The sequence below is a fragment of the Aliivibrio sifiae genome, assembly GCF_002954705.1.
Taxonomy (GTDB): Bacteria; Pseudomonadota; Gammaproteobacteria; order Enterobacterales; family Vibrionaceae; genus Aliivibrio; species Aliivibrio sifiae_A.
In genome coordinates this window covers 103,873-115,436 of record NZ_MSCO01000001.1, presented here as the reverse complement: position 1 = coordinate 115,436, position 11,564 = coordinate 103,873, and the positions used below count along the sequence as shown (strand labels likewise).

Sequence of the window (11,564 nt, the reverse complement as noted above, 5' to 3'; positions counted from 1 at the left end):
ATAGAAAAATCTTTCAGTTATTTTTAAACGAAATCTCACTTTCACAATAAAGCGCTGTCAATATAAACAATTCTATTATTTATTTTCTCAATAAAATCAAAAATAAGCTTACGGTTTTGCCTTTTCGCTGAAATTCAAAGCATCACACTGCAAATAACAACACCAGCGACAACTAAACACCCACCAATACGGCGCAGAGTATTATCAGGCTGTTCACTTAAGTTAGCGACCATGTTACGCCACCCATTAGGCGCAATTAATGGACCTAAACCTTCAACAATAAGTACACCACCAATCGCTAACCATATTGCATTACTCATCATAAACCCTATCAGTATCTATCAAGCAGAAACAAAACAAGGTCCCGAAGGACCTTGTTAATTAAAATGAATCATAATCTACAAGAGATTATTTTCCACCTTTTGGATCATTCATGTATTTGAAGAAATCAGTCTTAGGATCAAGTACCAAGATATCATTCTTACTATTAAATGATTTTTCATACGCGCGTAAAGAACGAATAAATCCAAAGAACTCTGGCTCTTTATTAAATGTATCTGCATACAGTTTTGCTACTTTCGCATCTGCATCACCACGAGTGATTTGTGCTGTTTTATCTGCTTCTGCAATGATCGTTGCAACTTCAAGTTCTGATTGAGCACGAATAACTTCCGCTTTCTCACGACCTTGAGAACGAAGTTTACGAGCAACAGCTTCACGCTCTGCACGCATACGACGGTATATCGATTCAGAGATCTCTTCAGGTAAGTTGATTTTCTTGATTCGTAAATCAATCACTTCAATACCTAAATCGCCAGTTCCTTCTTGAGAATCTAAAAGTACTGTTGCCATTACTTGTTCACGTTTCTCAGAAACAATTTCTTTAACCGTTTTACTACCAATCTCAGCTCGTAAGCCATCAGACACACGACGTTGTAGTAAAGACTCTGCCGTTAAGATATTACCACCACCTGTTGCTAGGTAGAATTGACCGAAATCTTTAATTCTCCACTTAACGTATGAGTCGATAATAACGTCTTTTTTCTCTGACGTTACGAAACGGTCTGATTGATCATCCATTGTCTGAATTCGAGCATCTAGCATATTTACACGATCGAACATTGGCATTTTAAAATGCAAGCCAGGCTCATAAATACGTGTAATGTTGCTGTCATCTTTAATTAAACGACCAAATCGAGTAACAATACCGCGTTCGCCTTCAGGGACTACAAACAGTGACATTAAGAAAATAGCGATAACAACGATAAGCGTTGGGATCATTAACTTACGCATGATTAATATCTCCCTTCACGAGTTGAGTTACGACCAGTTGTAGTAGTCTTTGAATCAGGCTGTCCACTCTTCTCTAACTCAAAATCATAATTTTTAGATGATGATGTTGATGTTTTAGGAGACGACTTAACAAAACCTTGTTGGTTACCTGTAATTTTATCTAATGGAAGATATAACAAGTTACCGTTTGATTCAGAATCAATCAGAACCTTACTTGTATTGCTGTATACACGTTCCATCGTATCAAGGTACAAACGAGTACGAGTGACTTCAGGCGCTCTATTGTATTCAGGCAATAGTTTCTCGAACTGTGCAATTTGACCAATCGCTTCGTTGACAGTGCGTTCAGTATAACCTTGAGCTTCTTTTTTCAGACGCTCCGCACGACCAGTCGCTTTAGGAAGAATGTCATTGCTGTACGCTTCTGCTTCACGAATGAAACGTTCTTCATCTTCTCGAGCTGCGATGGCATCATCGAATGACGCTTTCACTTCTTCTGGTGGACGAGCTAACTGGAAGTTGACATCAACAACGATTAAACCCATATCATACTTATCAATAATACGGTTCAATGTTTCTTGTGTACGTTGACGAATAACTTGGCGACCACTCGTTAGGATATCATCCATCTTTGCGTCACCAATAACGGCACGTAATGCAGAATCAGTCGCTTGACGTAAGCTGTCATCGGCATTCGTCACTGTATATAGGTATTTTCTTGCATCAGCAACACGATACTGAACACCCATTTCTACAGTTACTACGTTTTCATCTTTCGTTAACATTAAGCCTTTTGAGTTTAATGAACGAATTGATTGAATATTTACTGGTGTTACTTGGTCAATAAATGTTGGTTTCCAGTTTAGACCGGGATCTACCATACGATCATATTTACCTAAGCGTAAAACGACACCTCGCTCACTTTCACCAATCGTATAGAAACCAGAGAAAACCCAAATACCAATAGCGACAACAGCAATAAGACCTAAGCCAACTGCGCCCCCATTACCAAATGAAGGTAGACCACTGCCTCCTTTATTGTTCCCGCCTTTATTGCCACCACCGAACTTACCGCTCAGTTTTTGACTTAGCTTGTTAAATACTTCATCAAGATCTGGTGGACCTTGATCACGACCGCCACGATTTTTATTACCCCAAGGGTCTTTATTATCGCCACCGCCATTATTATTGTTGTTATTTCCAGGCTCATTCCACGCCATTAGAAAACTCCAAGGTAATTATGAAGATAAAGAATTCTGTGTACTCTCATTAGTAATTAAAAAATTACTTAATGGAGTCTCTTCACGTTTTTCTAACTTAGACCAATCAACTTGCTGCATACGTACATCGATAAGCAAGCTGCCATCATCCTGATATTCTTCTTTTATAATGCTTTGCATTTGAAAGAACTTACTTCGAAGACGTCCAACCAAATCAGGTGGCAGTAACAGCGTATGCACTACCATTTGACCAGCTAATCGTTCCGTTAATGCTTGAAAGAGTAATTCAATGCCTTGGCCTTCCATTGCTGAAACCCAAACACATCGAGGAACTCCCTCCTCATCACGTTCAATTCGCGGTTGTTGATCTTCTAAGTTATCAATCTTATTCATTACGAGAAGATAAGGTACCTCATGGGCATCTATTTCTTCTAGAACAATATCTACTGCTTCAATGTTCTCACGAAAACGTTCATCACTCGCATCAACAACATGTAACAAGATATTAGCTTCTTGCGTTTCTTGTAATGTTGCTTTAAAAGCAGCAACAAGATCATGTGGTAAATGACGAATAAAACCTACCGTATCAGCAAGAATTGAAGCACCAACATCTGCAACTTCAATCTTACGTAATGTAGGATCAAGCGTAGCAAATAATTGGTCAGCGGCATAAACTCCAGCTTCAGTAATTCGGTTAAATAACGTAGATTTCCCTGCGTTGGTATATCCGACTAATGAAATAGTTGGAATTTCAGCACGAAGCCTTGCTCGGCGACCTTGCTCACGCTGCTTTGCAACTTTACCTAATCGACGTAAAATTGCTTTGATTCGATCTCGCAATAGTCGTCTATCAGTTTCTAATTGAGTTTCACCAGGACCACGTAAACCAATTCCGCCTTTCTGGCGTTCAAGGTGCGTCCAGCCACGGATTAATCGAGTAGATATGTGACGTAATTGTGCTAATTCAACTTGCAACTTACCTTCATAGGTTCGTGCTCGTTGAGCAAATATATCAAGTATTAACCCTGTTCGATCGATTACTCTACATTGACATATTTGTTCTAAATTTCGCTCTTGAGCTGGAGACAAAGCATGATTAAAAATCACGATGTCCGCATTATTCGCTCGAACAGCATCGGCAATTTCTAGTGCCTTACCCTCACCTACATAATATTTAGGGAGTGGAGATTGACGGGTTCCCGTCACAACAGCCAATGTGTTTACCCCCGCAGAAGAAACCAACATCTTACATTCGTCGAGATCTTCCAACTCCCCTTCATAAGTGAAGTTAATATGCACAAGAATAGCCTGTTCACCGGATTCATAACGGTCAAACAAGCATTAACTCCTTAATAGGCCATCTATTCAATAATAGAATAGGACTATTCTTCAGTTGTTTCTTGTGGACGCTCGCCTTGTGGGCGATCACTTGCAGTGTGATGGCTTACAGCACGAGCGGGAACTACAGTAGAGATCGCATGCTTATATACCATCTGATTTACTGTATTCTTCAATAGGATAACAAATTGATCGAATGACTCGATTTGCCCCTGTAATTTAATCCCATTAACTAAATAGATAGACACTGGAATCCTTTCACGACGCAGCGCATTCAAAAATGGGTCTTGCAAAGATTGCCCTTTAGCCATTTTTTTTTCCTTTTTGGTTTGTAATTGTAATTTTATTTAGCTATTAGCCTTTAGCTTATGACTAAACGCTCTGAAGTTAAACAACATTGATACATTATTGTGCTTATTTTTTCTCTAAACGATCAGAGATCGTCTGTAGGGCACCATCAATGTCATCACTATCCAGCCAAGTGAGATCTTTCCAGCTACGTAGCCAGGTAATTTGCCTCTTGGCTAATTGACGAGTCGCACAAACTCCGCGAAAAATTGCGTCATCTAATGTGCCTTCCCCATCAAAATAGTCCCACATTTGTCGATAACCTACGCATCGAATAGAAGGCAAATCAGCATGAAGTTCTTCTCGTTCGTATAACGCTCGAGCTTCTTCCTCAAAACCAGCTTCCATCATATTCTCAAATCGTAGTTCAATACGACGGTGAATTTCAGCTCTCTCTTTCGGTGCAATAGCAAATTGATGCACTTCATAAGGTAGAGGTTCACCTTTTATTTGGGTTAATTCTGTTAACGTTTTACCCGAAATTCGAAATACTTCCAACGCTCGGGAAAGTCGTTGTGGATCATTTGGATGAATTCTCTCAGCTGATACAGAATCAATTTGTTTTAATTGATCATGCATAGCCTCCCACCCAAGATTCTCCGCTTCTTGCTCAATTTGAGCTCTAATGTCAGCATCCGCTGCTGGTAATGGCGAAAGACCTTCAAGTAGCGCTTTGTAGTACAACATGGTACCACCGACTAATAACGGTATCTTTCCTTGAGCAACAATATCTTCCATCTCTTTTAGCGCATCACGACGAAATTCTGCTACTGAATAACTTTCCGTCGGTTCTAGAATATCAATAAGACGATGAGGAGCTTGTAAAAGTTCCGCTTCATTTGGTTTTGCTGTACCAATATCCATACCCTTATAGATAAGGGCTGAGTCTACGCTTATCAACTCTACAGGAAAACGTTTTCGCAATTCAATTGCTAAGCTTGTTTTTCCTGACGCAGTCGGTCCCATTAAAAAGATGGCTTGTGGTAATGCTTTATTCATGACTAAATGCTTGTATCGCCTGAGTAATATCGATGTTTTTTAGCAGCTTTTGATTAAACTGAGGGAGTTTCTCTCCCCATAGCTGCTCTAATTCCATCACTAATTGTATCGCTTGAGCGGTACTATAATTTGCTTCTTCATGTTGAACCTGATGAGCAAGCCAAGTTATTACCTGTTCAAGTGACGGATTGATGCCGTTTAGATACCTTAACAGATTCGGGATCAATTGTTGTAAATTCTGCTGTCTGATCGGCTGACAAACCGCCATAACGATCACGTTAGTACTATTTTTAACTTTAAGATCAATACCGAGAGGTTTCAAGAAAGAAACGTAATCCAATACTTTATTACATATTCCTTCTTCCACACCGACCGAAAGTGGGATTAATAAAGGCTGAGCTTTTAATGGTTCAATATGAATACTATTAAGTTGACCGTAACTTTTTAAAAATTCAGCATAACGTAAATCAACCAATTGCAATTGAGTCCCTTGCTGCAATAAAGCAAAGACCTTTTCTACCACACTTAGTACCTTCCCTAATGATGCATTATTATCTAAAACAACACTCATTGTTGGAACATATTTTTCTATGGCTGGAATATCAGTAACCGTATTTAATTGAGCTTCATTAACTTGATGAAATGGTGGACCGCTCTCTCTATCTTTTGTTGTTAATAAAGCCTTATATTGATTAAGCTCTTTTTGAGACGGCTTGTCATTTTGAAAAGAACGAGAGGTATTTTTCATTGTCGCAGAAGAGTCAGTTCTTAAAGAAGGCGCAGAATTTGAAACCCAAGAACCTGATGGTGCTTTATTTGGATAACTAGGTGTTGAGTCCACCGCATTTCTTAATTGCTCAGCCTTATTTTGATGAGGAGTTAGCGACTCTTGTTGAGGCTGACGAACATACTCTTTCATGGGGGGGAAATACACCTCCTTCTCGTCAATTAGAGCCCTCTCCTTTTCATCAGAATTAAGCAAAGGCAATGCCGCCCCTTGTTGTAATGCACCATAAATTGCTTGATAGATAAAATCATGAACTAAACGTGCTTGATGAAAGCGAACTTCATGCTTTGCTGGATGCACATTTACATCAACATCATGTGGGTTTATCTCAATAAATAAAATATACGCCGCGTATTGATTTGCTAATAATGAAGATTCATAACCTTGTCGAATCGCATGATTAATGAGCTTATCCTTCATCATGCGTCCGTTTACATAGCAATATTGGATATCACCTTGCGCACGAGCACCTTCTGGAGAAGATATCCAACCATGAAATTTTAGCTCCCCATGCTCTAATTCAACCTCTAGCGCATGCTGCAAGAAATTAGAACCACATACTGCAGCTAAGCGCTTTTCAACTTGCGCTTTTGTTTGAGCCCCTCGATATTGACGAACTTGTTTCCCGTTATGACGTAAGTTGATTGTAATATCCAATCGACTCAACGCAATACGCTTAAGTAACTCATCAATATGAGTAAATTCTGTTTTCTCAGTACGAAGAAATTTACGACGAGCAGGCGTATTAAAGAAGAGATCAACCACATCTATCGTAGTGCCAATAGGGTGTGCGGCTGGTTTCAGTTTAACATCCATGTCTCGCCCTTCAGCGTGTGCCGACCATGCTTCTTCTTGAGCTATCGTTCGAGAGGTTAATGTAAGACGGGAAACTGAACTTATCGAAGCAAGTGCCTCACCACGAAACCCTAAACTGACAATCGCTTCAAGGTCATCAAGCGTGGTAATTTTGGAAGTAGCATGACGACTCAAGGCTAGAGTCAATTCATCTTTAGCGATACCAGAGCCGTTATCTCGAATACGAATTAACTTACTTCCGCCTTTCTCAATATCAATATCGATGCGAGTCGCTCCCGCATCGATACTGTTCTCTACCAATTCTTTAACAACGGACGCAGGCCGCTCCACAACCTCACCCGCCGCAATTTGGTTGGCTAATCGAGCTGGTAAGATTTGAATTGGCATGATCTTATCCTTGTTAACTGTTTGGTATAATAAGTACCTGTCCTACAGCCAATTTATCTGAACGTAATTTATTGGCTGTTCGAATACTAGAAACGGTAACTCCATATTTAGTCGCAATTTTACCTAAGAATTCACCGCGTTTCACTGTATGCTTTTGAATTGGAGCAACAATGCTTACTTTTAGTTTTTGACCGACAAATAAAGTATCTGATTTAAGTCTATTCAATGAACGAATACTACTTGTCGATACTTTATATTTCGATGCTATCTTTCCTAAATACTCGCCAGAGCGGACCGTGTGGGTAATCGTTTTACGCGATTTCCTCACTGACGGCTTCGCTTTTTGCATCGATGCTTTAGGAGCAACATAAACGGGTTTATTACTTGGAATTTTTAATACTTGTCCAACCGCTAAACTTGTACTTTTCAGTTTATTTGCGCTCTTAAGTTTTGCTGTTGTTGTTCCATATTTTTGTGCGATACGTGACAGTGATTCTCCAGAACGAACTTTATGCGTTGTTTGCTCTTTCTTGCTTGCCAGTAACGTTCCCTGAGGTGGATTATCATTAAGGTAGCGAATAATCGCTTTTGAAATCGCTCGAGCAATCTTATCTTGATGTCCGCGTTGGAAAAGCTGCTTCTCCTCTGTCGGATTCGATATAAAGCCTGTTTCAATCAAAATAGAAGGAATATCAGGTGATTTTAATACCGCTAGACTCGCATTTACAGGCGCTTTTTTATGAAGCTTAATCACTTTACCCATTTCAGATAAAACATCTGTCGCTAGCTTATAGCCTTCTTTTTGCGAATGGCTAAACTGTAAATCCAATAACGTTTGACTTACGTTTCGATCATTACTATTTTTTGCCAGCACATCACCTGCACCACCAAGTAATTCAGATTGCTTTTCATGTTGCTCTACCCAACGACCAATCTCTGTATTCGCTCTACGTGTATTAAGAACAAAAACAGACCCCCCTCTTGGTTGTGGCGTTCTAAAACTGTCCGCATGAATTGAAACTAATAAGTGAGACTTATTTTTACGAGCAATATCAGTACGTTTATTTAGATTAACAAAGTAATCACCACTACGAGTCATGATAGCTCTCATGCCTGGTTGTGCATTTATCTGAGCAACCACCTTCTTAGAAATAGCAAGAGTCGCATGCTTCTCGTATTTTCTTGTTGGGCCAATCGAACCAGGATCTTCACCACCATGCCCTGCATCAATGGCAATAATAATTTCTCCGTTACCAACAATATGGTTGGTATTCGAATTTATTACTGATTTTGAAGGCTTCGCAGGCTTACTCGCTGTAGGTTTAGAGGCACTGGACCCTGAATGAGGTAAATCCATCACTAAGCGATGTCCATACTGCCCACCTGGCGTTGGCGATAACTTAAAGACTTCCGCTGTAACTGCATACTTTAATTCGAAGACAAGACGCGTCGTTCCCTTTGAAGGAGAAGAACTTTTTCTTATATTAGTAAGAACTTTACTGTCTTTCACACTTAGGGGCAGCTTTGCTTTTACATTGGTATTTTTAAGATCTACCACCAAACGGTAAGGACTACTCAACGTAAAATAGCTGTAATTTGCTTCCGAATTTAGATCGATAACAACACGGGTTTCATCTGGCGAGGGCCAGACTCGTATACCCTTAAGCGTATTAGCAGAGACAAAAAAACCACTTGTTGATAGAACAACAAATAACGAATACCAAATAACTCGAAAATATTTACCGATTAACACAAATCCAACCGCTGCACTAAACTACATCCATACTCATTATTGCCAGTAATCACAACATGACGAGCTTCACCATCATAGCGAATATCAATATCAATATCGGGATTAGGCAATAACCCTTGTCCTCTCTCAGGCCATTCAACTAAACAGATTGCATCATCAGTAAAGTAATCACGAATACCCATGAACTCTAATTCTTCAGGGTCAGCTAAACGGTATAGATCAAAGTGATATACTTGCCACTGATCCAATTCATAAGGTTCAACTAGAGTATATGTGGGGCTTTTTACATTGCCGACATGACCTAATGAACGAATAAATCCTCGGCTAAAGGTCGTTTTACCAGCCCCAAGATCACCATGCAGAAAGATGGTAGTTTGTTGATTACAAGCTTGAGAAAGCTGTCTACCAAATTCAACAGTATCGTCTTCAGTAGCTAAATTAAATTCAAAGCGTTCCATTATTCACTAGTTTCACTATTTTAATTGTCTAAATTAATAGACTTGGTATCAGATTCACAATTTAATATGGCGAATGTTTATACACAAGCTATCTTCTATATTTATATCTATCACTCAATAGTGCTTTTACTAGCAGTATCAAATTACGAGTTATCTTGGCTATATGATAAACTTTTACTCATTATACTGTAATAAAAAAATGTAATCTCCTTGTGAAAATTGACTATCAAGAACTCGCGAATAACATCAAACTTTGGGCGCAAGAACTCGGCTTTCAAAAGGTCGGGATCTGTGACATCGATTTATCTCAACACGAAGCTGCTTTAGAGCAATGGCTTGATGCTGGCTATCATGGCTCTATGGATTGGATGGCTCGCCATGGCGTAATGAGAGCAAGACCAGATGAACTTCACCCTGGAACTATCCGAGTCATTAGTGCTCGTATGGATTATCTTCCTCCGGAAGCTGGATTTGCTAGCAATTTAAGTGATTCAACCCAAGCTTATATCAGCCGCTACGCTCTTGGTCGTGACTACCATAAACTTATTCGCAACCAATTAAAAAAGCTAGGTCAAAAAATTGAAGCTGAAGTTGAAGAACTCGGTTATCGACCTTTTGTGGATTCTGCCCCTATTTTAGAAAGACCATTAGCAGAAAAAGCGGGGCTTGGTTGGACAGGTAAACACTCACTGTTATTAGATAAAGATGCAGGGTCATGGTTCTTTTTAGGTGAGCTGTTAGTTGATATTCCACTCCCCGTTGATACTCCTCTTGAAAATCAATGTGGAAAATGCACCGCTTGTGTTACTTCATGCCCAACGAATGCGATATTAGATAACGGAGTTATTGATGCTCGACGTTGTATCTCTTATCTCACGATTGAAAATAGCGATGTCATTCCAGAAGAGTTTCGATCTTTAATGGGGAATCGCATTTATGGCTGCGATGATTGCCAACTTGTTTGCCCTTGGAACCGAGAAGCAGACATCACACAACAGAACGACTTTCACCGCAGAGATTCACTAAATAATGCAGATTTGCTTTCTCTGTTTGCTTGGGATGAATCAACATTCTTAAAAAATATGGAAGGTTCCGCAATTCGTCGTATTGGTCACTTGCAGTGGCTGCGCAATATTTCTATTGCGATGGGAAACGCCCCTCATTCTGAACTCATTATTTCAGCACTAAACGATAAACTTGGTTTAGATACTAATTTAGATATTCATTTAAATTGGGCGATAGAGCAGCAAAAATCTGGACAAATAAACCAAAATAGAAAAGAACAACGCCTTATCCGTATTATTGAAAAGGGTTTACCAAGAGATGCTTAAATAAGTAATCATTTTATATAGTACGAGATTACGGTTCACAAAGTTTGAGGTGGATCGTAATAAATGTGGAAAACATTACTAGATGAGGTAAACAATTCAAAAGATAGAAAAGTTAAACACAAGGCAGGAATATGATTAGGATCAAAGAAGTCAAGCAAAAAGATCTTTAAAAATTGAAAGAATAATGCATGCAAAACATTAAATCCTTAAAAATCATATAGATAAAAAAACCCTAAAAAGCCCTCGATCATTAAATAAAAATAAGATCTTTATTTGCTCTCTTTTTTTTAGGGCAATTACCAAACAACTAACAGAGTTATCCACAAAAATAAATATGTGGATAACTCTGTTAGTTATATGGGAATTAACGTACATAACTATCCCTCTGTAGCTATAACTCATTGAGAGATACAGTAAATACAGATAGTTCAATAGACGGTTTGATTCTTGTTCAGTATTTGAATCAGAATGTTCTAAAAGAGCAGAATTTTTCGTGGGGTTAATGCTTCACAGCATTAATTTTAAAGAAAATAAAAGCGCTGAATATAATTCAGCGCTTTTATTTTGTTTGGAGCGACACACGAGGCTCGAACTCGTGACCTCAACCTTGGCAAGGTTGCGCTCTACCAGCTGAGCTAGTGTCGCATGATCAACGCATAAAGCATTCAATCTAAATGTGGTTGCGGGAGCAGGATTTGAACCTACGACCTTCGGGTTATGAGCCCGACGAGCTACCAAGCTGCTCCATCCCGCGTCCGGATGCCATTGTTCAAAGTACAATGGGAACTTTTACCCAATATCTCTTTTCGAGAAAGAACCAAATGGCTCTTAAGG

The 11,564-nt window shown here is 39.3% G+C and carries 10 protein-coding genes and 2 tRNA genes; 1 reads left to right on the top strand and 11 read right to left on the bottom strand.

The genetic code is table 11. The features are described 5' to 3' along the window. Positions 1 to 134: 134 nt before the first annotated feature. The 9 genes from BTO22_RS00545 to tsaE all read right to left on the bottom strand — a co-directional run bounded on the left by BTO22_RS00545 (position 135) and on the right by tsaE (position 9,399). On the bottom strand, positions 135 to 320 hold the full coding sequence (locus BTO22_RS00545) for a DUF2065 domain-containing protein (protein WP_105053859.1): 186 nt from the start codon (positions 318 to 320) through the stop codon (positions 135 to 137). A gap of 88 nt (positions 321 to 408) precedes the next feature. Beyond that, positions 409 to 1,293, bottom strand: a complete 885-nt coding sequence (gene hflC, locus BTO22_RS00540) for a protease modulator HflC (RefSeq protein WP_105053858.1) — start codon at positions 1,291 to 1,293, stop codon at positions 409 to 411. Between the two features lie 2 nt (positions 1,294 to 1,295). Further along, positions 1,296 to 2,513: an FtsH protease activity modulator HflK gene (hflK, locus tag BTO22_RS00535; RefSeq protein ID WP_105053857.1), complete on the bottom strand. Its 1,218-nt coding sequence runs from the start codon at positions 2,511 to 2,513 to the stop codon at positions 1,296 to 1,298. A gap of 18 nt (positions 2,514 to 2,531) precedes the next feature. Next, positions 2,532 to 3,851: a ribosome rescue GTPase HflX gene (gene hflX, locus BTO22_RS00530; RefSeq protein ID WP_105053856.1), complete on the bottom strand. Its 1,320-nt coding sequence runs from the start codon at positions 3,849 to 3,851 to the stop codon at positions 2,532 to 2,534. Positions 3,852 to 3,895: 44 nt separating this feature from the next. After that, on the bottom strand, positions 3,896 to 4,162 hold the full coding sequence (hfq, locus tag BTO22_RS00525; protein ID WP_017022675.1) for an RNA chaperone Hfq: 267 nt from the start codon (positions 4,160 to 4,162) through the stop codon (positions 3,896 to 3,898). Positions 4,163 to 4,265: 103 nt separating this feature from the next. After that, positions 4,266 to 5,198 (bottom strand): tRNA (adenosine(37)-N6)-dimethylallyltransferase MiaA, encoded by a 933-nt coding sequence (miaA, locus tag BTO22_RS00520; protein WP_105053855.1) that lies wholly within the window; start codon positions 5,196 to 5,198, stop codon positions 4,266 to 4,268. Further along, positions 5,191 to 7,188 (bottom strand): DNA mismatch repair endonuclease MutL, encoded by a 1,998-nt coding sequence (gene mutL / locus BTO22_RS00515; protein ID WP_105053854.1) that lies wholly within the window; start codon positions 7,186 to 7,188, stop codon positions 5,191 to 5,193. Before mutL ends, miaA begins: the two co-directional genes overlap by 8 nt. A 13-nt stretch (positions 7,189 to 7,201) precedes the next feature. Continuing rightward, positions 7,202 to 8,941 carry a LysM peptidoglycan-binding domain-containing protein gene (locus tag BTO22_RS00510; RefSeq protein ID WP_105053853.1) on the bottom strand — a complete coding sequence of 580 codons (1,740 nt, stop codon included), beginning with the start codon at positions 8,939 to 8,941 and terminating at the stop codon, positions 7,202 to 7,204. After that, positions 8,935 to 9,399: a tRNA (adenosine(37)-N6)-threonylcarbamoyltransferase complex ATPase subunit type 1 TsaE gene (tsaE, locus tag BTO22_RS00505; RefSeq protein WP_105053852.1), complete on the bottom strand. Its 465-nt coding sequence runs from the start codon at positions 9,397 to 9,399 to the stop codon at positions 8,935 to 8,937. The genes BTO22_RS00510 and tsaE overlap by 7 nt, the downstream gene beginning before the upstream one ends. Positions 9,400 to 9,617: 218 nt before the next feature. Between tsaE and queG the strand changes: the two genes are divergently transcribed. Further along, positions 9,618 to 10,730 (top strand): tRNA epoxyqueuosine(34) reductase QueG, encoded by a 1,113-nt coding sequence (queG, locus tag BTO22_RS00500; RefSeq protein WP_181044600.1) that lies wholly within the window; start codon positions 9,618 to 9,620, stop codon positions 10,728 to 10,730. Between the two features lie 569 nt (positions 10,731 to 11,299). Here queG and BTO22_RS00495 read toward each other — a convergent pair. Together BTO22_RS00495 and BTO22_RS00490 are read right to left on the bottom strand one after the other, a co-directional pair. Next, positions 11,300 to 11,375 (bottom strand) — tRNA-Gly (locus tag BTO22_RS00495). 32 nt (positions 11,376 to 11,407) lie between these two features. Continuing rightward, a tRNA-Met gene (locus BTO22_RS00490) sits at positions 11,408 to 11,484 on the bottom strand. Between the last annotated feature and the right edge of the window lie 80 nt (positions 11,485 to 11,564).

Excerpts from the sequence above, each read along its gene's own strand:
- hflC (WP_105053858.1), bottom strand. The coding sequence starts at position 1,293 with ATGCGTAAGTTAATGATCCCAACGCTTATCGTTGTTATCGCTATTTTC.
- hflK (WP_105053857.1), bottom strand. The coding sequence starts at position 2,513 with ATGGCGTGGAATGAGCCTGGAAATAACAACAATAATAATGGCGGTGGC.
- BTO22_RS00545 (WP_105053859.1), bottom strand. The coding sequence starts at position 320 with ATGAGTAATGCAATATGGTTAGCGATTGGTGGTGTACTTATTGTTGAA.
- miaA (WP_105053855.1), bottom strand. The coding sequence starts at position 5,198 with ATGAATAAAGCATTACCACAAGCCATCTTTTTAATGGGACCGACTGCG.
- hfq (WP_017022675.1), bottom strand. The coding sequence starts at position 4,162 with ATGGCTAAAGGGCAATCTTTGCAAGACCCATTTTTGAATGCGCTGCGT.
- tsaE (WP_105053852.1), bottom strand. The coding sequence starts at position 9,399 with ATGGAACGCTTTGAATTTAATTTAGCTACTGAAGACGATACTGTTGAA.
- mutL (WP_105053854.1), bottom strand. The coding sequence starts at position 7,188 with ATGCCAATTCAAATCTTACCAGCTCGATTAGCCAACCAAATTGCGGCG.